This window comes from Azospirillaceae bacterium, from assembly GCA_028283825.1.
GTDB lineage: Bacteria > Pseudomonadota > Alphaproteobacteria > Azospirillales > Azospirillaceae > Nitrospirillum.
Genome location: JAPWJW010000003.1, coordinates 138,438 through 159,109 on the forward strand (window position 1 = coordinate 138,438; position 20,672 = coordinate 159,109).

Annotated in this window: 19 protein-coding genes and 1 pseudogene; 12 read left to right on the forward strand and 8 right to left on the reverse strand. The window is 68.0% G+C overall.

Annotation, left to right across the window (positions count from 1 at the left end):
* Window position 1: 1 nt before the first annotated feature.
* On the reverse strand, window positions 2-586 hold the full coding sequence (locus tag PW843_12540; protein ID MDE1147426.1) for an XRE family transcriptional regulator: 585 nt from the start codon (window positions 584-586) through the stop codon (window positions 2-4).
* Between the two features lie 141 nt (window positions 587-727).
* Here PW843_12540 and ggt point away from each other — a divergent pair, with 141 nt between their 5' ends.
* The 5 genes from ggt to PW843_12565 all read left to right on the forward strand — a co-directional run bounded on the left by ggt (window position 728) and on the right by PW843_12565 (window position 5,076).
* On the forward strand, window positions 728-2,482 hold the full coding sequence (gene ggt / locus PW843_12545) for a gamma-glutamyltransferase (protein MDE1147427.1): 1,755 nt from the start codon (window positions 728-730) through the stop codon (window positions 2,480-2,482).
* Between the two features lie 191 nt (window positions 2,483-2,673).
* The gene (locus PW843_12550; protein ID MDE1147428.1) at window positions 2,674-2,994 is read left to right on the forward strand and encodes a hypothetical protein; all 321 of its coding nucleotides are present in this window, start codon (window positions 2,674-2,676) and stop codon (window positions 2,992-2,994) included.
* Window positions 2,995-3,107: 113 nt separating this feature from the next.
* Window positions 3,108-3,320, forward strand: coding sequence for a hypothetical protein (locus PW843_12555; protein ID MDE1147429.1), 213 nt, complete (start codon window positions 3,108-3,110; stop codon window positions 3,318-3,320).
* A gap of 231 nt (window positions 3,321-3,551) precedes the next feature.
* Window positions 3,552-4,118, forward strand: a complete 567-nt coding sequence (gene efp / locus PW843_12560) for an elongation factor P (GenBank protein ID MDE1147430.1) — start codon at window positions 3,552-3,554, stop codon at window positions 4,116-4,118.
* Between the two features lie 142 nt (window positions 4,119-4,260).
* Complete coding sequence (locus tag PW843_12565) at window positions 4,261-5,076, forward strand: inositol monophosphatase family protein (GenBank protein ID MDE1147431.1); 816 nt, start codon at window positions 4,261-4,263, stop codon at window positions 5,074-5,076.
* A 65-nt stretch (window positions 5,077-5,141) separates the two neighbouring features.
* On the opposite strand, the gene PW843_12570 is transcribed toward PW843_12565, so the two are convergent.
* On the reverse strand, window positions 5,142-6,500 hold the full coding sequence (locus PW843_12570; protein MDE1147432.1) for an ATP-binding protein: 1,359 nt from the start codon (window positions 6,498-6,500) through the stop codon (window positions 5,142-5,144).
* Window positions 6,497-7,219: a response regulator gene (locus PW843_12575; protein MDE1147433.1), complete on the reverse strand. Its 723-nt coding sequence runs from the start codon at window positions 7,217-7,219 to the stop codon at window positions 6,497-6,499. The genes PW843_12570 and PW843_12575 overlap by 4 nt, the downstream gene beginning before the upstream one ends.
* Window positions 7,220-7,470: 251 nt before the next feature.
* Here PW843_12575 and PW843_12580 point away from each other — a divergent pair, with 251 nt between their 5' ends.
* On the forward strand, window positions 7,471-8,271 hold the full coding sequence (locus tag PW843_12580) for a MipA/OmpV family protein (protein ID MDE1147434.1): 801 nt from the start codon (window positions 7,471-7,473) through the stop codon (window positions 8,269-8,271).
* A 168-nt stretch (window positions 8,272-8,439) separates the two neighbouring features.
* Here the strand turns inward: PW843_12580 and PW843_12585 are convergent, their stop codons facing one another.
* Complete coding sequence (locus PW843_12585) at window positions 8,440-8,952, reverse strand: glutathione peroxidase (protein ID MDE1147435.1); 513 nt, start codon at window positions 8,950-8,952, stop codon at window positions 8,440-8,442.
* A gap of 211 nt (window positions 8,953-9,163) precedes the next feature.
* Here PW843_12585 and PW843_12590 point away from each other — a divergent pair, with 211 nt between their 5' ends.
* The 3 genes from PW843_12590 to PW843_12600 are packed head-to-tail and all read left to right on the forward strand — an operon-like array spanning window position 9,164 to window position 12,112.
* Window positions 9,164-9,865: an OmpA family protein gene (locus tag PW843_12590; GenBank protein ID MDE1147436.1), complete on the forward strand. Its 702-nt coding sequence runs from the start codon at window positions 9,164-9,166 to the stop codon at window positions 9,863-9,865.
* 48 nt (window positions 9,866-9,913) lie between these two features.
* The gene (locus PW843_12595) at window positions 9,914-11,080 is read left to right on the forward strand and encodes a flagellar motor protein MotA (GenBank protein ID MDE1147437.1); all 1,167 of its coding nucleotides are present in this window, start codon (window positions 9,914-9,916) and stop codon (window positions 11,078-11,080) included.
* Between the two features lie 3 nt (window positions 11,081-11,083).
* The gene (locus tag PW843_12600) at window positions 11,084-12,112 is read left to right on the forward strand and encodes a peptidoglycan -binding protein (GenBank protein ID MDE1147438.1); all 1,029 of its coding nucleotides are present in this window, start codon (window positions 11,084-11,086) and stop codon (window positions 12,110-12,112) included.
* A gap of 131 nt (window positions 12,113-12,243) precedes the next feature.
* On the opposite strand, the gene PW843_12605 is transcribed toward PW843_12600, so the two are convergent.
* Window positions 12,244-13,284 (reverse strand): GNAT family N-acetyltransferase, encoded by a 1,041-nt coding sequence (locus PW843_12605; protein MDE1147439.1) that lies wholly within the window; start codon window positions 13,282-13,284, stop codon window positions 12,244-12,246.
* 133 nt (window positions 13,285-13,417) lie between these two features.
* Here PW843_12605 and epmA point away from each other — a divergent pair.
* From epmA to PW843_12620, 3 genes and pseudogenes are all read left to right on the forward strand, one after another.
* Window positions 13,418-14,474 (forward strand): annotated as a pseudogene (epmA, locus tag PW843_12610) (EF-P lysine aminoacylase EpmA).
* 368 nt (window positions 14,475-14,842) lie between these two features.
* A complete protein-coding gene (locus PW843_12615) occupies window positions 14,843-15,235 on the forward strand; it encodes a ribbon-helix-helix domain-containing protein (GenBank protein ID MDE1147440.1) in 393 nt (130 codons plus the stop codon).
* On the forward strand, window positions 15,232-15,621 hold the full coding sequence (locus PW843_12620; GenBank protein MDE1147441.1) for a type II toxin-antitoxin system VapC family toxin: 390 nt from the start codon (window positions 15,232-15,234) through the stop codon (window positions 15,619-15,621). Before PW843_12615 ends, PW843_12620 begins: the two co-directional genes overlap by 4 nt.
* Before the next feature lie 3 nt (window positions 15,622-15,624).
* Here the strand turns inward: PW843_12620 and thiE are convergent, their stop codons facing one another.
* The 3 genes from thiE to PW843_12635 form a co-directional block, all read right to left on the reverse strand.
* Window positions 15,625-16,254, reverse strand: a complete 630-nt coding sequence (gene thiE, locus PW843_12625) for a thiamine phosphate synthase (protein MDE1147442.1) — start codon at window positions 16,252-16,254, stop codon at window positions 15,625-15,627.
* Between the two features lie 4 nt (window positions 16,255-16,258).
* Window positions 16,259-17,188, reverse strand: coding sequence for a class I fructose-bisphosphate aldolase (locus tag PW843_12630; protein ID MDE1147443.1), 930 nt, complete (start codon window positions 17,186-17,188; stop codon window positions 16,259-16,261).
* 182 nt (window positions 17,189-17,370) lie between these two features.
* Window positions 17,371-20,508 carry a diguanylate cyclase gene (locus PW843_12635; GenBank protein ID MDE1147444.1) on the reverse strand — a complete coding sequence of 1,046 codons (3,138 nt, stop codon included), beginning with the start codon at window positions 20,506-20,508 and terminating at the stop codon, window positions 17,371-17,373.
* Window positions 20,509-20,672 lie beyond the last annotated feature (164 nt).

The following is a 20,672-nucleotide window of genomic DNA, read 5'->3' on the forward strand; positions in this document are numbered from 1 at the left end:
CTCAGGGGCGGGTGATGGCGATGACGTAGCGGGCGGCCTCGGGTCCGGGGCAGTGGAAGCGGCTGCCCCCCGCCAGGCGGTAGCGCAGGCAATCGCCGGCCGACAGCGCGTGGGTGGTGCCGTCCAGCGCCAGGTCCAGGCGGCCGGCCAACATCCACAGATGATGTTCCAACCCCGCCACCGGCGGCGCCTGGTAAGTGATGACGGCGCCGGCGGGCAGGGTGCCCTCCACCATCTCGGTCATATAGCCGCTGGCGGGTAGTGAGACGCCGCGGCGGCGGAAGCCGGTCTCAGGGTCGGTCCAGACCGGCTGCGCGGCGGGCGGAATGAACTGCTGCGGATCGGCCTCGACCTCCGCCAGCAGGCGGGACATCGGCCGCTCATAGGCGGTGCACAGGCGGCCCAGCAAGGTGGCGGTCGGGCTGGTTTCCCCCCGTTCCAGGCGGGACAGGGTGGCGCGGCTGATGCCGCTACGCTCCGCCAATATCTCCAGGGTCCAGCCCCGTTCCAGGCGCAGGCTGCCCAGGCGGGCGGCCAGGCGCTGGTCGAAGGGATCCGGGGCGGGGGCGGGGGCGGCCTGTTCCATAATGGGAATATTTCCCAGATATGAGATTTGGTCAAGTGACCCTTGAATCACTCATGATGCGAAAACGCCTTATCTTTCCGCGCGATCCTGGGCATGCTGGCGCCCACCGGACATGAGCCACAGGAAAAGAGGGTTAGTTGAATGGCGGCCAGGCAGTCGGATCGGCGGATGATGGGCGGCGTGACGCGGCGCTGGGTGGTGAACGCGGGCGCGGCCCTGGTGCTGGGCCTGGCGCTTGCGGCTTGCGGCCCCAAGGGCGGCGACAAGGCGCCGGAGGCCAAGACGGCGACAGCACCCGTGGCTCTGCTGTCGGGCGGCGCCGTCGCCTCGGCCGACGGGTCCGCCACCAACGCCGGCGCTGAAATCCTGAAGGCCGGCGGCAACGCGGTGGACGCGGCCGTGGCCACCGCCTTCGCCCTGGCGGTGACGTATCCCGAGGCCGGCAACATCGGCGGCGGCGGCTTCATGACCCTGTATGTCGATGGCAAGGCCTACTTCGTCGACTACCGCGAGGTGGCGCCCAAGGCCGCGACCCGCACCATGTACCTGGACGACAAGGGCGACGTGATCCCCAAGCTCAGTCTGGTGGGCGCCAAGGCCGCCGGCGTGCCGGGCACGGTGATGGGATTGTGGGAGGCGCACCACCGTTTCGGCAAGCTCACCTGGGCGCAGGTGATGCAGCCGGCCATCGACCTGGCGGAAAAGGGCTTCCTGCCGTCCGACAAGATCATCGCCTACCGCACCGACATGATGGAGCAGTTCGCCGTCACCAACTTCGCCCAGTATTTCGGGAAGATGCAGGCGGGCCAGATCTTCACCCAGCCGGAATTGGCGGAGACGCTGAAGCGCATCGCCCAGGACGGGCCGAAGGAGTTCTACACGGGCAAGACCGCCGGCCTGCTGGTCGCCCAGATGCAGAAGGACGGCGGCCTGATCACGGCGGAGGATTTGGCCGACTACAAGGCCAAGTGGCGCGACCCCATCCAGTTCACCTGGCAGGGCAACGTCGTCTACACCGCCCCGCCGCCCAGCTCGGGCGGGGAGGCGCTGGCCCAGCTGCTGAAGATGAAGGAACTGCGCGCCGCCGATTTCAAGGACGTGCCGCTGAACTCCGCCAAGTACATCCACCTGATGGCGGAGATCGAGAAGCGCGTGTTCGCCGACCGGGCGGAGTATCTGGGCGACCCCGACTTCTTCAAGGTGCCGGTGGACCGGCTGATCAGTGACGACTACCTGGCCCGGCGCGCGGCGGAGGTTAACCCCGACGCCATCTCCCCCACCCCGGACGTGAAGGCGGGGCTGGAGCCCAACCAGACCACCCATTTCTCCGTGGTCGACAAATGGGGCAACGCCGTTTCCAACACCTTCACCCTGAATTTCGAATTCGGGAACGGTGAGGTGGTGGCCGGCGCCGGCTTCCTGATGAATGACGAGATGGACGATTTCAGCGCCAAGCCCGGCGTGCCCAACGGCTTCGGCGTGGTGGGCAAGGACGCCAACGCCATCGAGCCCGGCAAGCGCATGCTGTCATCCATGAGCCCCACCATCGTGACCCAGGACGGCAAGGTCAGCCTGGTGCTGGGCACGCCCGGCGGGTCGCGCATCTTCACCAGCGTCTTCCAGGTCATCAACAACGTCTACGACTTCCACATGTCGTTGCAGGACGCGGTGTCGGCCCAGCGGGTGCATCACCAGCTGTTGCCCAAGGACACCATCTTCTACGACAACTACGCCCCCCTGGTGGGACCGGAGGCCGACAAGCTGAAGGCCATGGGTTATGTGCTGCAGAACCAGGGCTGGAACATGGGTGATGTGGAGGCCATCCACATCAACGGCACGGAGCTGGAGACCGCCTCCGACCCGCGCGGGCGCGGGGTGGGGCAGGTGGTGAAATGAGGTTAAGAGCTTGATTTAGTTCAAAGCGCCCCGGACGGAGCACCGCTCCGGGGCGTTTCCTAAATAAGGTCGCATTAAGGCAAACATCGCCCTTAAATCGTCAACATCCACCTCCATTGTTCAAGGCATGGGAAGCCCGCCGCCGGTTGTTTCCGGCACCACCGGCCTCCCACGTTTTTGGAGGTAAGATCATGAAGAGCGATTTCCTGCGTCTGGCGAAGGTGAAGCGCTTTGCCGCGGTTGCCGCCCTGGCCGTGGTCGGGATCGCCGCGACGGCCGCCGTGACCTCGACCCCGGCTAAGGCCGACGGCTACTACCGTCATTACGATCACGGTCGTGACCATGGCTGGCGTGGCCGTGACTACTACGGTGGTCCGCGGGTCTATGTCGCCCCGCCGCCCTACTACTACGGCCCGCGCGCCTATTACCCGCCGGCCTACTACGCTCCCCCGCCCCCGCCGCCGGTCTATTACGGCGCCCCGGGCCTGAACGTGGTCATCCCCATCCGCTAACCCCGCCTTAAGCCGGCACCTCAAGTCCGGCTGGGACGGCACCCTGCCCGGTGCCGTCCCGCCAGGGCCCGCCACTTTCAGGCGGCCCGACTGGAAGGAACAGTGAGGCCATCATGTTGAAGAAAGCTGTCATCGTTGTTCTGGCCGGGTCCCTGCTTGCCGGTTGTTCCGGCCTGACGGCTCGGGAACAGCGCACCCTGTCCGGTGGCGCCATCGGCGCTGCGGGTGGTGCCGTCGTCACCGCCATCGTCGGCGGCCCGGTTCTGGCCGGTGCCGCGGTCGGTGCGGCCGCCGGCGCCGTGGTGGGCGCTGTCACCAAGCCCTGATCTGTCTGTCGTTTTTTTAGTGCATCTCCCGTTCCCTTGTTTCCCATCCCGACCTTCAAACCCGGCTGGCCCCAACCAGCCGGGTTTTTCTTGCTGGGGAAGAGGACAGGATGGTTGGGGCCGACGCCGACGGGGCATGCGTGGCAGGAATTCCGGCCGATCTTGTCCGGCTGCGAACAAGCTGCTAGGGTCCGCGCCGCTCGCAAACACCCAGGTTAAAGTTGAAGCACCATGAAGGTTAACGCCAACACCATGCGCCCCGGCCACGTTATGGAGAATAACGGCAAGCTGTGGGTGGTCGTGAAGACGCAGATCGTGCAGCCCGGCAAGGGCGGCGCCTTCATCCAGATCGAGATGAAGGACGTGCGCACGGGCACCAAGACGATCGAGCGCTTCCGTACCCAGGAAAGCGTGGAACGTGCCCGCCTGGACGAGCATGAGATGACCTTCCTGTTCGCCGACGGCGACCTCTACACCTTCATGGACAAGGAAACCTTCGAGCAGGTCTCCATCACCGGCGACATCATCGGTGAGGGCAAGGTGTTCCTGACCGACGGCATGGAGGTGACGGTGCAGACCTTCGAGAGCGCGCCGCTGTCCGTGGAACTGCCGCAGACCGTGACCCTGCGCATCACCGAGGCCGACCCGGTGGTGAAGGGCCAGACGGCCTCTTCCTCCTACAAGCCGGCCCTGCTGGAGAACGGCGTGCGCATCCTGGTGCCGCCGCATATCGAAGCCGGCACCCGCGTGGTGGTGAACACCGCCGAGGGTGAATACATGGAACGCGCGAAGGACTAAGCGCCTTCCCGCCGCCGCCTCAACCGCGGCAGGCTCGTTGCCAGAGCGAATTCCGCCTTCCGGTGGAATTCGCTCTCGGCTTTTATGGTAGGGCGCTCCCCCGGGGATGCGCCCGCTGGTAAAGATTTAAAGGGGACACCCCATGGCCGCCCGTTCCGCCCTTCTCAACGTCATGACCAAAGCCGCCGAGAAGGCGGGCCGCGCCCTGGTGCGCGACTTTGGCGAGGTGGAGCAGTTGCAGGTGTCCCGCAAGGGCCCGGCCGATTTCGTGTCCGCCGCCGACCGCAAGTCGGAAACCATCATCCGCGAGGAACTGAGCAAGGCCCGGCCCAGCTACGGTTTCCTGATGGAAGAGTCGGGCAGCATCGCCGGCAGCGACCCGGCCTACCGCTGGATCGTCGATCCGCTGGACGGCACCACCAACTTCCTGCACGGCCTGCCGCACTGGGCCATCACCATCGCCCTGGAAAAGGAAGGCGAGATCGTCGCCGGCGTGGTGTATGAGCCGGTGCATGACGAGATGTTCTGGGCGGAAAAGGGGGCGGGCGCCTTCCTGAACCACACCCGCCTGCGCGTGTCGGCCCGGCGCAACCTGCCCGACTCCCTGATCGCCACCGGCATCCCCTTCAAGGGCCATGGCGACCCGGCCGCCTACATGCCGCAGCTGCAGGCCATCATGACCGAGGTCGCCGGCATCCGCCGTTTCGGCGCCGCCGCCCTGGATCTGGCCTATGTTGCCGCCGGCCGCTACGACGGTTTCTTCGAGACCGGCCTGAAGCCCTGGGACGTGGCGGCGGGCGTGCTGATGGTGACCGAGGCCGGCGGCTTCGCCACCGAGATCGGCGGCGGGCGCAACCCGCAGAGCGGCGCCAGCGTGCTGGCCGCCAACTCCCACCTGCACCTGCCGCTGGGCACCCTGCTGCGCAACGCTGGCGCCAAGAAGAAGGCCGCCGGCTGAGCCGCTGCTTCTTTCCGATTGAGTTTGCACCAACGGCCCGGATGACCTCCGGGCCGTTTGGCGTTTCAGGGCAGGGTCACGCGCACCTCAAGGCCACCCCCTGGCTGGTTCACCAGGGCGATGTCGCCGCCATGGCCGCGCACGATGGCCAGCGCCGCCGTCAGGCCCAGGCCGACGCCGCCGGTCATGCGGTTGCGGGACCGGTCCAGCCGGTAGAAGGGGCTGAACACCTGGTCCAGTTCACCCTCCGGGATGCCCGGCCCCTGGTCGCGGATGGTGATCAGGCTGGCGTCGGCCATCGTCACTAGGCTCACCGCCGGTGGTGTGGCGTGCTTCACGGCGTTTTCCACCAGGTTGGTGACGGCGCGCTTCAGGGCGAAGGGGCGGCCGCGATAGACGGCGTGCGCGGGGCCGTCATAGGCCACGGCCACGCCCTGGTCGGCATATTCGTCGATGATGGTGGTCAGCAGGCCGGCCAGGTCGAAGGCGGTCACCGCCTCCTCATCCCCATCGTCGCGGAAGAAGGCCAGGGCGCCGTCCACCATGGCCTGCATCTCGTCCACATCGCGGAACAGGCGGGCCTGCTGCACCGGGTCCTCCACGAACTCGCCGCGCAGGCGCATGCGGGTCAAGGGCGTGCGCAAATCGTGGGAGATGGCGGCCAGCATGGCGGTGCGATAGCTGACGAACTTCTGGATCTGTCCCTGCATGGCGTTGAAGGCGCGGATGACGCCCCGCAGTTCGCGCGGGCCCGCCTCATCGATCGGCGGGGCCTGGGGGTTGGTGCCGAACTGGCGGGCCGCCGTGGCGATGCGCTCGATGGGGCGGGACAGCTGGCGGGCCGCGATCAGCGACACGGCGGCGGCCGACAGCAGCAGCAGCAGCAGGGCGATGCCGATGCGCAGGGCGCGTGCGAAATCGCGGGAGCGGTCCAGGGCGCTGTACACCAGCCAGCTTCCGTCCTTCATGGGCACGGCCAGGAAGCGGGCGTCGGGATATGTCGCGAAGTCGTGGCGCAGATGCAGGGGGGCGGCGCCGGCCGCCGTGCCCATGAAGACCACCGCCGGTTCGTTCAATTCCTCCAGCCACGGGCTGGGCAGGGGGAACATGCCATCCGGCCGTGGGTCGCGATTCAGCGCCACGGCCAGGGGGCTGGCGGCATCATACCATTCGATGCGGTATATCTTGGTGGAGGCGGCGCGAGTCAGGCTGGGACGCACCTCCGGCGGGGCGGCGTCGATGACGTGGCTGATGCTGGTGACGGCCTGGAACAGCCCGGCGTCATTGGCGGGGGATTGCAGCCAGGTGCCGGCGAAGCTGACCACCAGGGCGCTCAGGACCGCGGCGACCGTGGCGGCGGCCATGATGGTCACGGCGAACCGCCGGGCGATGGTGTCCTGCGGCCAGAACGGCAGGGCCCTCATTGGCCCTTCACCATGGCCGTGAAGATATAGCCGCCGTTGCGCACCGTGCGGATCAGGGCAGGGCTCTTGGGATCATCCTCCAGCTTGTGGCGCAGGCGGCTGACCTGCACGTCGATGCTGCGGTCATACGCCGCGTGCGACAGGCCGCGCGCCAGATCCAGCAACTGGTCGCGGGTCAGCACCCGCTGGGGATGTTCCACGAAGGCCAGGAGCAGGTCGAACTCCCCACCTGACAGCAGCACCAGCGTGCCGTCGGCCGACCGCAGTTCCCGCCGTGCGACGTCCAGGCGCCAGTCGGCGAAGCTGAGGTGGGGCCGCGTCTCCGCCGTGCCGCGCGTGGCCGCCGCCTCGGCCGTACGGCGCAGCACGGCCTTGACCCGGGCCAGCAGTTCGCGCGCGTCGAACGGCTTGGTCAAATAGTCGTCGGCGCCGATCTCCAGCCCCACGACGCGGTCGGTATGGTCGGCCATGGCGGTCAGCATGATGACCGGGATGCGCGAGGCGGCGCGCAGCCGGCGGCACAGGCTGAACCCGTCCTCGCCCCGCAGCATGACATCCAGGATGACCAGATCCACCGGGCCCGCCGCCAGCGCCGCATCCATGCCGGGCCCGTCTTCCGCCACCACCACGGTATAGCCGTGCTTGCGGAAGAACAGGGTCAGCAGGGACAGGATGTCCTCGTCATCATCGACGAGCAGCAGGGTGGGCATCGGCATCATGGGGCGGATGGTAGCACGGGGGGCCGGCCCCTTCGTGTCCGATGTCCCGGCGGATTATTTCAGGCCGGAAACATTGTGCCGCGCCGGTCGCAAAGCGGACATCACCCAACAAAAATCAGCGTTTAGGGTCCGCACCGTTCCAGCGACCGGGCGGCCGGGGTTGGGCGCCCCTCATGGGTCGGGCGTGAGGGGTGACATCGGCCGCCAGCCGCTGGGCGGTGAATTCAGTCAACATGAAAGGCGCCCCGCCTATGCGTACCGTTTTCCGTCCCATGACCCGATACGGCATCCTCGCCGCCGTGCTGGCCGCCACCCCCGCCTTCGCCCAAGAGCAGCCGGGCGCGCAGCCCCGCAGCACCTGGGACTTCACCGTCGGCGCCGGCGCCATGGCGCGCCCCACCTATGAGGGCAGCGACCATTATACCGTCAGCCCCATCCCCCTGATCGACATCAAGTGGAACGACATGGTGGAAATGGGGCAGCAGGGCATCGCCGCCTATTGGCACCAGGGTGCCTTGAAGGTCGGCGTGGCCCTGGCCTTCGATCCCGGCCGCGACGACAGCAAGAATTTTTTCAACCAGGGTGACGACCGGCTGAAGGGCCTGGGCAATATCGACCTCTCCACCGGCGTCAAGGTGTTCGGTTCCTACCAGTTGGGCCGGCTGAGCTTCAACGCCTCCGCCACCAAGTTCAACGGCAGCCAGAATGACGGCGTGGTGGCCAATGTCGGCGTGGGCCTGCCCCTGCGGCTGGCCGACGGCATCATCCTGACGCCGCATGTCGGCGCCACCTGGGCCAACGACAACTACATGGAAACCTTTTTCGGTGTGACGCCGACGCAGGCCGCGCGCTCCATCTTCACGTCCTACACGGCGGATGCGGGTTTCAAGGACGTCACCGTCGGCGCCAATCTGCGCTATCGCATCACCGAGCATTGGTTCGCCATGACGGACGTGTCGGTGAAGAAGCTGCTGGGCAGCGCCGCTGACAGCCCGCTGACCTATTCCGCCACCAATGCCGTGTTCATGGCCGGCGTCGGGTATCACTTTTAATACTGCCCTCAGGCGGCGGGCGGCCCCATCCGGGGCCTTGCCTTGTCCTCGACTGCCAGTCCGCCTACGGCTCCCCGGAAGTCTCCGGCGGCTGCGGTCGCAGCCTACAGCGGCGTGAGGCAATACCTCACGCCGCTGGTTTGACGGCTACCCCAGGGCGGTTCGGCCTTAAGCCAGCGCGGCCTCCACCGCCTGAACGACGGCCTCGTTGGAGGGGCGGAATACCGAGGACCAGTAGCGCAGCAGGGCGCCGTCCTTGCCGATCAGGTACTTGTGGAAGTTCCAGCGCGGGGCCGCGTCCTCGCCCGCCATGTCCACCAGCCAGCTGAAGAAGGGATGGGCGTCGGCGCCCACCACCACTTCCTTGTCGGCCATGGTGAACTCCACGCCGTAGTTGCGCTGGCAGAAGGCGCCGATCTCCGACGCGCTGCCCGGTTCCTGCTTGCCGAAATCATTGGACGGCACGCCCACCACCACCAGGCCACGCGGGCCGTACTTGGCATGCAGGGCCTGCAAATCCTCATACTGGTTGGTGAAGCGGCAGTTGCTGGCGGTGTTGACCACCAGCACCGGCTGGCCGGCATAGGCCGCCAGCGGCACAGGCTGGCCGCCACCCAGGCGGCGGAAACTGAAATGGTGGGCGGTGGCGCCGATGGTGGCGGTTTGCGGCTGGGGCAGCATGGGGAGGCTCCTCGGGATCGGTTCAGTGTTAACTTCTAATTTAGAATTATTCTAAACTAAGCCGCTTGGCAAGCATCTCGAACCGATGGGCATATCAGGCGGGCGGGCGCCGCAAACCGGTGGTAAAAGGGTTGCGCCGAACAAGGATCGGCCACATTTCCAAGGTTTAGTCCTGTTGTCGAAAGCCCCCTGCCGCATGCGCCGCCCCCAGATGGTTTCTCCCCAGAAGGCTATACTGCCCGCCGTGGTCGCCCTGTCCGTCAGCCTGCTGGCGGCGTCCGCCTTCGCCCAATCCGACCCGTCCAGCGGCCAGGCGACGACGCCCCCGACCTCGGGTGACGTGGGCGTGCCGATCGTGAAGCGCGCGCCGGCCGCACCCATCCCTAAGACGGTGGTGGTGCCCGACACGCCCAAGAGCCTGCTGAAACCCGAGGCGACGCCTACCCCGAATCACGCCAAGGAGCCTGAGGGCTCGACGCCGGCACCGGTCACGGAGATCCGGCCCCACGGCGTCACCAATGTGGACAAGGCCACGCCGGTGGCACCGGACGACCACATGACCGTGCCCTTCGCCGCCGGTTCATCCACCCTGGACAAGGCGCAGGAGGCGGCCCTGGTGGGCATCGCCGGGCGTTTAGGCCAGGACCCGACCCACCGGCTGGAGATACGCGGCTTCGCCCCGCTGCCGTCGCCGGACCGGGAGGCCGCCGCCCGGCGGCTGTCGCTGTTCCGCGCCAACGCCGTGCGCAACCGCCTGATGGCGCTGGGCGTGGCGAAGGAGCGGCTGGTGCTGATCGCCATGGGGTCCATCGCGGGCGACGACAACGACAAGGTGGCGGTTCGCGGCGCCAACAAAGGCTCCACCCTGCCGGCGGAGGCGTTCGACAAGGTCGAACTGGCGTTCATCCGCTGACGTTTGACGTTCTACCGACCCGTCCCCAACAATAAAGGAACAGACCCCGTGTCGCGGCCCACCCCCTATCTTTTCCGCATGTGTGTGTTCCTGGCGGCCGTCGTCGCCGTCGCGGCGGGGCTGTACGCGCAGGTCGAACATTTCTTCATGGCCAACCCGGCCCTGAACGGTCTGATCCTGGGCGCGCTGGCCATCGGCATCCTCTACATCTTCCGCCAGGCGCTGATGCTGCGGCCGGAGGTGGAGTGGCTGGAGAATTTCCGCAGCGGCACCGTCACCTCCACCCAGCCGCGCCTGCTGGCGCCCATGGCCCACATGCTGGGCGACCGGGGCCGGGGCGGGACCGGCGGCGTCAACGGCAGCCGCCTGACCCTGTCGGCCATCGCCACCCGGTCCCTGCTGGACGGCGTGAGCGCCCGCCTGGACGAAAGCCGGGAGATCAGCCGCTATCTCATCGGCCTGATGATCTTCCTGGGCCTGCTGGGCACCTTCTGGGGCCTGTTGCAGACCGTCTCCACCATCGGCGGCGTCATATCCGGCCTGAAGGTGGGCGACGGCGACGCGGTGGCCATCTTCGCCCATTTGCAGGATGGGCTGGCCGCCCCGCTGGCGGGCATGGGTACGGCGTTCAGCGCCAGCCTGTTCGGCCTGGCTGGGTCCCTGGTGCTGGGTTTCCTGGAATTGCAGGCGGGCCAGGCGCAGAACCGCTTCTACATGGATCTGGAGGATTGGCTGGCCGGGTCTACCCGCCTGGGCGGCGGGGGCCTGGTGGAGGCGGGTGACCAGCCGGTGCCGGCCTACATCCAGGCCCTGCTGGAAACCACCGCCGAGAACATGGAGAAGCTGCAATACACCATGGCGCAGGGGGAGGATGGCCGGCGCAGCGCCAACAGCCATCTGATGGCGCTGGTGGAACGCCTGTCTGCCCTGTCGGACCAGATGAAGGCGGAACAGCAGCTGATGCTGCGCCTGGCGGAAGGCCAGATGGAGATGCGGCCGGTGCTGCAACGCCTGGCCGATGCGCTGGGGCAGGGCGGCGCCAACAGTGGCCTGGATGACGCCAGCCGCGCCCACCTGCGGAACTTGGACCTGCACCTGGCCCGCCTGGTGGAGGAGACGGCCACCGGCCGCGTCCAGTCCACCCAGGAAATCCGCACCGAGATCAAGATCCTGACCCGCACCATCGCGGCGCTGGGCGAAGGGGCGGAGCGCTAGGCCATGGCGGGCATCGGCCGGCGGGCCTCACGCCGCCAATTGGACATCTGGCCCGGCTGGGTGGACGCGCTGTCGTCCCTGGTCATGGTCATCGTCTTCCTGCTGATGGTGTTCGTGCTGTCGCAGTTCGCGCTGTCGTCCCTGCTGCACGGCAAGGACGAGGCGCTGGCCCGTCTGAACAGCCGAATCGCCCTGCTGGCCGACCAGCTGGCGATGGAGCAGGCGGACAAGGAAAAGCTGACCACCGACATGGCCGCGCTGAACGAACAGCTGCAGGCATCCCTGGCCAAGAACACCCAGCTTCAGGCCGAGCGGGACGATCTGTCGGCCCAGGTGCAGGCCCTGACGGATGCCGCCACCGCCAAGCAGGCGGAACTGGATACCGAAAAGAACGCCAGTGCGGAGGCCAAGGCCCAGGTCGACCTGCTGAACCAGCAGCTGGCGGCCCTGCGCCAGCAACTGGCGCAGCTGAACGCCGCCCTGGCGGCGTCGGAACAGAAGGACAAGGAACAGCAGGTCCAGATCGTCGATCTGGGCAAGCGGCTGAACGCCGCGCTGGCCGGCAAGGTGGCGGAACTGGCCCGCTATCGTTCCGAATTCTTTGGCAAGCTGCGCGAGGTGCTGGGCGACCGGCCGGACATCCGCATCGTCGGCGACCGCTTCGTCTTCCAGTCGGAGGTGCTGTTCGACAGCGGCAGCGCCGAATTGGGCGATCGGGGCCGCAAGCAGTTGGCCAGCCTGGGCAAGACCCTGATGGATGTGTCGAAGAAGTTCCCCAAGGATCTGAACTGGATCCTGCGGGTGGATGGCCACACCGACAACGTGCCCATCCGCACCCCCGCCTTCGCCAGCAACTGGGAACTGTCGTCCGCCCGCGCCACGGCGGTGGTGAAGTTCCTGATCCAGCAGGGCGTGCCGCCGGAACGCCTGGCCTCCACCGGATTCGGTGAGTTCCAGCCGCTGGAGCCCGGCGACGCCCCCGACGTGCGCGCCCGCAACCGCCGCATCGAACTGAAGCTGGACCAGCGGTAACCGGCGGCGGCCACGCCGCTGTAGCCCGCGACCGCGGGCGCCGGAGATTTCTGGGGAGCCGCAGGCGGACTGGAAATCGAGGATGAGGCAAGCCGCCGGATGGCGGCGCCCGCCGTTTGAGGGCACAAAAACTAGTTAAACACGCCCGCCAGTTCAACCTCCTCACCGCCCAAACCGCGCTTGAAGGTGTTGATGCCTTCCACGTCGGGCGTCAGGCCGCCAAGATCGAAGGCGACGCGACCCTGGGCCTTCAGTTCCAGGCAGGCCCGCCACAGTAGCAGATGGTGGGCGCGGGTGCGGCGGCCTTCCGGTCCGCTCCACCCCACCTGGTAGGTCGCCGCCACGCCGTGGCCGAAGACCAGGATGCCGGCCACGCCCACGCCATCCAGCATGGCGCGCAGGACCAGGACGTCGCCGTCCTTGTGCAGGGCGGTGCGCAGGCGGGTCAGCAGTTTGGACCCCGCCGCGCGGTAACGCCGTTCTTTGCGGTCGGCCTCATGGTGTTCCAGCAGCCAGGGCAGGGTGTCGCCGTCGCGGTCCACCTCCACCACCAGGCCGGCCCGTTCGCCCTGGCGCAGCTTGTTGCGCCATTTGGGGTCCAGCTTGGCGCGCAAGCTGGCCTCATCCGGCGTCAGGTCCAGCCAGATGGTGCGATAGCCGGGGCCGGGCTGGTGGCGCCAGCCGGCCCAGCGCAGGGCGGTGTCCGTCAGGGGCCCGGCCGGCAGTTCGGCGATGACGCTGGGCCAGGAGCGCAGGCCCGTGGGATAGGCCTGGCGCAGCAGGCGGTAGACCACGCCCACGGTGGTCCAGTCCTGCGCCTCGGGCACCAGCAGGGGGCCGCGGTGGATCTTGGCCACCTTGACCATGCGGGCCATGCGCTTTTCCAGCACCAGCACCAGGCCGATGGGCTGGCCCTCCCGCTCGATGATGCCCAGCCTGGGTTTCCAGCCCTCTACCGTCGCCATGGCGGCGGCATACCCGAAACACTGGGTCAGGCTGCTGCGCGGCACGCGTTTCAGCAGGGCGTTCCATTCGCTGATGCGCGCGCCCTCCCAGCGGATGGCGATGGCGGGTGGCGCGCCGGCCTTGGGTTTCGTCGCGGTGGCGGCGTCGGCGGGGACGGCCGGCGGTGCCTTTTGGCGCGGCCGGGGGGCGGGGTGCGATTTGGCCACGGTTATGCGGGGACTCGACAGCGGCGGGGCGGGGCGGTATGCCGCCCTTGAGCGACAAGCGAGGCGATGGTGCCCGCATGGGCCCCGCCTTGTCGACCCCGCCATCACGCTTTCTCCCGGAAGGGCCGCCGCCATGAAGACCCCAACCATGCCCTGGTGGCACCCCGACCGCCTGGCCCAGCGCCGCGCCAACCTGGATGCGCGGGGCCGCATGACCCGGGCCATGCGCCGCTGGTTCGAGGATCGCGACTTCCTGGAGGTGGAAACGCCGGCCCTGCAGGTGTCCCCCGGCCTGGAGCCGCACCTGATGGCCTTCGCCACCGACCTGGTGGGCAGCCATCCCGACGACCGGCTGACCCTGCGGCTGCACACCAGCCCGGAATTCACCATGAAGAAGCTGCTGGTGGCCGGCCTGCCGCGCATCTTCCAACTGGCGCATGTCTACCGCAACGGTGAGCGCTCCCCCACCCATAGCCCGGAATTCTCCATGCTGGAATGGTACCGGGTGGGGGCCGGCTACCGCGACCTGATGGACGATTGCATCGGCCTGACCCGCGCCCTGTGTGCCGCCGCCGGCGTGGACACGCTGCGCCGGGGCGACCTCACCTGCGGCCCTCATGCGGAATGGGAGGTGCTGACGGTGCAGCAGGCGTTCCAGCGCCATGTCGGCATCGACCTGCTGGCGACGGCACCCGACCCGGCCCGGCCCGACGTGGCCCTGCTGGCCAAGGCGGCGGCGGCGGTGGGCATCCACGCCCACGCTGGCGACACCTGGGAGGATCTGTTCCTTCCGCATCAGCCTGGACCGGATCGAGCCGCACCTCGGCATGGGCCGTCCCACCTTCCTGACCGACTATCCCGTCTCCATGGCCGCCCTGTCGCGGCCCAAGCCGGAGGACCCCCGCGTGGCGGAGCGGTTTGAGCTGTACGCCTGCGGCGTGGAACTGGCCAACGCCTTTGGTGAGCTGACGGATGCGGCCGTGCAGAAGGCCCGTTTCGAAGCCGATATGGATTTGAAGCAGGCGCTCTACGGCGAACGCTACCCCATCGACGCCGATTTCCTGGCAGCATTGGAATTCGGCTTGCCCGACTGCGCCGGCATCGCGCTGGGCTTCGACCGCCTGGTCATGCTGGCCACCAACGCCGCCGCCATCGACGACGTGCTGTGGGCGCCGGTAGTGGTGCCGTGAGGCGATTCGACTTGGGCACCGGCCTGTTTTAAGCTCAATCGTTCGAAGTTACGGAGTGAGCCGACGTGGACGCCGTAAAACCTGTTGCCCAAGCGCAATCGGCCGAACAGCCGATGTCGGTATCGGATGTTGAAGGTATCCAGCAGGGTCTCATTGATATGGCTGCGGGACGCGTCGTTCCTCACGCCCAGGCAATGGCTCGGTTGGAAGCGACCATCGCCGCCGTGGAGCGGTGGCGGCGATAACGGGGCCATTTATTGTCTGATCAACTTGCTCTTTAAGTCCGAGACCGGTTGCCAAGGCGTGCGTGGGACGGCTGAGGCGATGTCATGGTATGCTGACCTCCATCAACCAGGCGGGAGAGCATTATGGCCCGGACTGCGACGCTGACAGTTGAATTGCCTTCCGAGATCACGGAAAGCCTGGATCGGCTTGCCGCCGCTACCCAACGGGACAGGGCGGCGCTGGTGGTGGACGCTATCGCCAACTACGTGGCGCAAGAAGGTGCTACTGCCGAACAGACGGAAGCTGATCGCCTGGCGGCGAAGGAGAAGCGAAACGAAGTCCTTCGCGAGGTTCTGAGTGAAGCGCGGCGCCGATCAAGTGCCGAGGCTGTGGATTCCGACAAGCGTCCGACCAAGGAACAGCGCAACGCTTTCCTCCAGGCTTTTTATGAGAAGGCGAAGGCAGATCCGGTTCCAGGCATGGATGCCGCGCGAAGCCAGGATTTCCTTTACGGCGACGATGGCTTGCCGGGGTGAGTTCCATCGTTGTGGACACCTCGGCGATTATTGAAATCGCCATTCCCGAGAAGCGGGCGGCAGAGTGTCTGGCATGCCTTAAACGTGCCGATGAGATTCTGGTCAGTGTCGGAACCCTGGTGGAGACGCTGATCGTCGGCCGTCGGCGGGGCTTGGGTGTCCGCATTGAAGAGTTGCTACAGGGCTGGGCCGCTACAGAAATTGCGGTTACGCCTGAGATGGCGCGGCTGGCAGCCGATGCTTATGACCGTTGGGGCAAGGGCGTGCATCCAGCCGGACTGAACATGGGCGATTGCTATGCCTACGCCTTGGCGTGGGAACGCAATCTGCCCCTGCTGTTCCTTGGCGATGACTTCGCCGCTACCGACATCATCGCCGCTCTGTAGGTATTACGCCTCCGCGATCGCCTTGTTGAAGGCCTGCACGGCGGCACCCGGGCCCTGCGGGTGGTTCCACACGGATGAGACCACGGCCAGGAAGTCGGCGCCGGCGCGGACCAGGTCGCCGCAGTTTTCCGGCGTGATGCCGCCGATGGCGACGCAGGGGATTTCCATCATCTCCTGCCACCAGGTCAGCACGTCCGGCGTCGCGTGGTGCTCCACCTGCTTGGTGCCGGTGGGGAAGAAGGCGCCGAAGGCGACGTAGTCCGCACCCTCCTCACCGGCCACCATGGCCAGGTGGCGGCTGTCATGGCAGGTCACGCCCACGATGGCATCGGCGCCCATAATCTTGCGCGCGTCGCGATAGGGGGTGTCGCTCTGGCCGACATGCACGCCGTCGCAACCCGTCTCCCGCGCCAGGCGGGGATGGTCGTTCAGGATGAAGGCGACCTCGCGTGCTTGCGCGATGGGGCGCAGCACGTCCACGGCGCGGCGCACGGTGTCGTCATCCACGTCCTTCAGCCGCAGTTGCACGCAGGCGACATCGCCCCCGTCCAGGGCGGCGGCCAGTTGAACGGCGAACGCCGCCGGCTCCAGGGCCGGCGGCGTCACCAGGTACAGACGGCAATCTGCCTTCAAAAACTTATTCCTTGCCCTGATAGATGCGGACGATCCGGTCCAGCAGCGCCAGCGCGTCCTCGCGGGACCGCTGGAAGCTGTTGCGGCCGATGATGGAACCATTGCCGCCGCCGTCGCGGATGGCGCGGGCGTCGTCGTACACGGCGTCCTCACCCTTGGCGGCACCGCCGGAGAAGACCACGATGCGCTTGCCGTTGAAGGCGGAGCGCATGACGTCGGCCACGCGTTCGGCCTGGGTGGAACGGGCGATGTTCTTGGACTCGTAGACCTTCTTGCTGTCCTTGTTGCCCAAATGGTCGGTCGCCAGCTTCACCTTGATGATGTGGGCGCCCAGCAAGGCCGCCATGTGGGCGGCATAGGTGCTGATGTCGATCGCCAGCTCGGCGTCCTTGTCCAGGTCGCCACCGCGCGGGTAGGACCACAGCACGGTCGCCAAGCCGCAGGCCTTGGCCTCGGCCGACAGTTCGCGGAATTCCTCGAACTGGTCGAACTGCGCGTCGGAACCGGGGTAGATGGTGAAGCCGATGGCGGAGCAGCCCAGGCGCAGGGCGTCGGCCACCGTGGCGGTCACCGCCTGGTCCGGCGCATCGCCGCCGCGCGACAGGCTGTTGGAGCTGTTCATCTTCAGGATGGTGGGGATGGCGCCCGCGAAGGTGGCCGCACCCTGCTCCAGCATGCCCAGGGGGGCGGCGTAGGCGTTCAGGCCGGCGTCGATGGCCAGCTGGAAATGATAGTGCGGGTCGTAGGCCGGCGGGTTGGGCGCGAAGCTGCGCGCGGGGCCGTGCTCAAAGCCCTGGTCGACCGGCAGGATCACCACCTTGCCGGTGCCGCCCAGGCGGCCTTCCATCAGGATGCGGGCCAGGTTGGCCTTGGTGCCGGGATTGTCGCTCTCGTACCAGGAAAGGATTTCCTTCACGCGGCGGGTTAACTTCATGGTTACGGTATCCCCGAGTTTGTTTTGAGTGTTTGTGTTTATTGTCCTTATGCCGGCTTGATATCCCAGCATCCGGTCGATGGCAATCTGCCCCGAGGTCGAGGCAAGATCATGGCAGATTTCCGCGAAAACGCGCCGGGCGACTAGTGATCTTCCTGGGGCCGGGGGCGCCCCCCTCGCCGCTAACCCGGGTGGACGGCAACTTGGTCGCGGCCGGCCCGCTTGGCGGCGTAGAGGCCGCGGTCGGCCCGGTCCAGCAGGTCCTTGATGGCGTTGGCGGTGGCGAGCGTGGTGGGCGCCACCGTGGAGACGGGCGGGGTGGCGATGGCGACGCCGATGCTGACCGTCACCGCCACGATGCCGGCGCCATCCACGGCATAGGGGGATCCGCCCACCGCCTGGCGCAGGCGCTCGGCCACGGCGGCGGCGTCGCCCTCATCCGTGTTGGGCATGAACAGGGCCAGTTCCTCACCGCCCAGGCGGGCGAAGATGTCGGTCTTGCGCAGCAGGACGCGGATGCGCCCGACCACCGCCACCAGCACCTCATCCCCCGCGCTGTGGCCCAGGCTGTCGTTCACCTGCTTGAAATGGTCGATGTCCATCATCAGCAGGGCCGACGGCGCGCCGGTCAGCCGGCTCTGGGCCAGCACCGCCTCCGACAGTTCCATGAAGTGGCGGCGATTGTGGATTTCCGTCAGCGGGTCGCGGTTGGCCAGTTCCTTCAGCCGCTCATTGGCGGTCAGCAGGTCGCGAGTCTGGCGGGCCACCTGCTGTTCCAGCACGGCGCGGCGGTGGCTGAGATAGGCGGTGCGGGCCTGGACCAGGCCGATCACCCCGGCCAGCGCCAGCACCACGGCGGCGAAGCGGGCCCACAGGGTTTGCCACCAGGCCGGACGCACCTCGATGGGCAGTTCCAGCGGTGCCGACCAGGCATCCGCCCGGTTGGCGGCCTTGATCAGCAGGGTGTAGCGGCCGGGCGGCAGGTTGGTGTAGGCGGCCACGCGCTGCGTGGCGTCGGCCGTCGTCCAGTTCTCATCGAAGCCGCGCAGCTGATAGGCGTAGCGCGCCTCATCTGGTGCCGCGTAGTCCAGGGCGGCGAACACCACCTCGACGCTGCGGTCGCCGGGGTTCAGCTGTACGGGTGCCGGGGCCGCCATGGTGCCGACCGGCACGATCTTGCCCGCGACGCGCACAGCGCTGACCACCACGCGCGGCGGTGGGGCGTCACCCTTCCAGCGGTCGGGGTGCACGATGGTGGCACCACCGCCGCCGCCGAAGATCAGGCTGCCATCCGGCAGGACCGCACCGGAATGGACCCAATAGGCTGGAATGGCGACGCCGTCCGCCCGGCCCAGGGCACGGATGTCGAAGGTTTCGGGATCGATGACGGCCAGGCCGTCGGCGGTGCTGGCCCAGATGCGGCCGGTGCCGTCCTGCAGCAAGGTGCCGATGTTGTCGTTGGGCAGGCCGTTGGCCATGCTCAGCCGCCGGAAGGCGTTCTGATCCACTGCGGGATCCAGCACCCCGATGCCGCCGCCCAGCGTGCCCACCCACAGGCGGCCCCGGCGGTCGCGCAGCAAGGTGCTGACCATGTCCGCCGGCAGGGACTTCGGCTCGGTCGGATCATGGACATGGTGCCTGAAGGTGCCGCTGGCCAGGTCCAGGTGGTCCAGGCCGTGGCGCGTGCCCACCCATAGGCCATTACCGTCCGGCAGCATCAGATCGACACTGTCATCGACCAGGGAGGCCGGGTCGGCGCCGTGGCTGTACACCGTTGCCTTGCCCGTCGCCGGGTCGTAGCGCACCAGCGGCCCGGCGCCGAACCACAGCGCGCCGGCGTGCCACAGGCCGTAGAGGATGGGGCTGACGCTGTTGCCGGGGAAGGGGCGCTGCTCCAGCGTGCCGGACCGGGGGTCGTAGCGGAACAGGGCCCGGCCGGCCCCGGCCGCCAGCCACATGGCGCCGTCCGGTGTGGGCGTCACGCTGATGACGCCACCCGGGGGCAGGGTGGTGGCGCCGGGCAGGGGGGTGATGGTGCCGGCGGTGGTGTCCAGCACGGCGGCGCCATGGTTCTTCAGCCCCAGCCATGCCCGGCCGTCCGGCGTGGCGGTGATGGCCAGGACATTGGCGTCGGGCAGGCCAGCGGCGGTGTCGGTGCCCGGCGCGCCCGGTGCCGGCACCAGGCCGGGCACGCCCACGGCCGCGGGGTCGGGCAGGATGGTGGCGATGGCGTCGTCGCTCAGGTCGGCGCGGCTGACGCCCAGGTTGGTGGCGGCCCACAGGGTGCCGTCGCGGTCGCGCATCAAGGCGCGCACGCTCTCATCAGCCAGGCTGCTGGGTGTCAGCGGGTTGTGGCGCAGCGTGCGCACGGTGCCGGTATCGGCGTCGATGATGGCGATGCCGCCGGCGATGCGGCCCGCCCAGATTCCGCCCGGCTTGCCCTCGGTCAGGCAGAACACCAGCGGCCCGCCCAGCACCTGCGGGCTGGCCTCGGGCAGTAGGTGGGCGGGGCCCCATTGCACCTCCGGGGCGTTGATATCGCCTGCCGGTGTCACCCGCCCCAGGCCGGAGCGCACGGTGGCGAACCAGACGCGGCCGGCGCTGTCCTGGGTCAGGGCCACCACCTCGTCCGCCACCGGCTGGCCGTGCCCGTCCAGCAGGGCGACGGGGCTGAAGTCCGTGGCCCCGGCCGGCCGGCGGACCAGGCCGGTGACGGTGCTGACCCACAGGCTACCGTCGCGGGTGCGCAGCAGGGCGCGGATGCGGCCGGCGGGGGCGCCGGCCTGCGGTTCCACCGCGCCCGTGGTCCCGTCGACATGCTCCAGCCCGGCGTTGGTGCCCAGCCAGACGCCGCCGTCGCCATCGCCGATCAGGCTGACCACGCCACCGCGCGCGGGTGTGCCCGGCGCCTCGGGGAAGTCCTGGAACAGGCCGGTGGCGGGGTCGTAGCGCGCCACGTTGCCGGTGGCCGTTCCCACCCACATCCGGCCGCCGGGGGCCGCCACCAGGCCGGTGATGACGTTGCCCGGCAGGCTGCCGGCCACGCCGTCCTGGTGCATGAAGGTGCGGAAGCGATAGCCGTCATAGCGCGACAGGCCGCCCTGGGTTCCGACCCAGATGAAGCCGTCGCTGTCCTGGGCCAGCGCCATGGAAATGGGATGGGGCAACCCGGCGTCGCGGTCCAGGTTGGTGAAGACGGTGGCGCGCAAACGGTTCCAGCCGCCGGCCCCGGCCGGGGTGTCCGCCGCCGCGGTGCCGGCGCCATAGAGGATCAGCGGCGTTGCCGCCAAGATCGTCAGGATTTGTCGTAATTGCCGCACGACGGCTCCCAAAAACCTGAATTCGTCCATCGGGACGCTAGATGTACACGGGGCCCACCGTCCTGGGTAGGCTGTTCAGGGATGAAATCGCATGCCAATGACTGGGTATGTCTTGGTGGGCGAAGGTCTTGATCGCATACATATTTAAGTAAAATGTCTTCCGA

Coding starts and splice junctions, on each gene's coding strand:
- PW843_12615 (MDE1147440.1), top strand. CDS start 14,843: ATGGCCCGGACTGCGACGCTGACAGTTGAATTGCCTTCCGAGATCACG.
- PW843_12590 (MDE1147436.1), top strand. CDS start 9,164: ATGGTTTCTCCCCAGAAGGCTATACTGCCCGCCGTGGTCGCCCTGTCC.
- PW843_12575 (MDE1147433.1), bottom strand. CDS start 7,219: ATGATGCCGATGCCCACCCTGCTGCTCGTCGATGATGACGAGGACATC.
- efp (MDE1147430.1), top strand. CDS start 3,552: ATGAAGGTTAACGCCAACACCATGCGCCCCGGCCACGTTATGGAGAAT.
- PW843_12540 (MDE1147426.1), bottom strand. CDS start 586: ATGGAACAGGCCGCCCCCGCCCCCGCCCCGGATCCCTTCGACCAGCGC.
- PW843_12570 (MDE1147432.1), bottom strand. CDS start 6,500: ATGAGGGCCCTGCCGTTCTGGCCGCAGGACACCATCGCCCGGCGGTTC.
- PW843_12580 (MDE1147434.1), top strand. CDS start 7,471: ATGCGTACCGTTTTCCGTCCCATGACCCGATACGGCATCCTCGCCGCC.
- PW843_12565 (MDE1147431.1), top strand. CDS start 4,261: ATGGCCGCCCGTTCCGCCCTTCTCAACGTCATGACCAAAGCCGCCGAG.
- PW843_12555 (MDE1147429.1), top strand. CDS start 3,108: ATGTTGAAGAAAGCTGTCATCGTTGTTCTGGCCGGGTCCCTGCTTGCC.
- PW843_12600 (MDE1147438.1), top strand. CDS start 11,084: ATGGCGGGCATCGGCCGGCGGGCCTCACGCCGCCAATTGGACATCTGG.
- PW843_12630 (MDE1147443.1), bottom strand. CDS start 17,188: ATGAAGTTAACCCGCCGCGTGAAGGAAATCCTTTCCTGGTACGAGAGC.
- ggt (MDE1147427.1), top strand. CDS start 728: ATGGCGGCCAGGCAGTCGGATCGGCGGATGATGGGCGGCGTGACGCGG.
- PW843_12585 (MDE1147435.1), bottom strand. CDS start 8,952: ATGCTGCCCCAGCCGCAAACCGCCACCATCGGCGCCACCGCCCACCAT.
- PW843_12550 (MDE1147428.1), top strand. CDS start 2,674: ATGAAGAGCGATTTCCTGCGTCTGGCGAAGGTGAAGCGCTTTGCCGCG.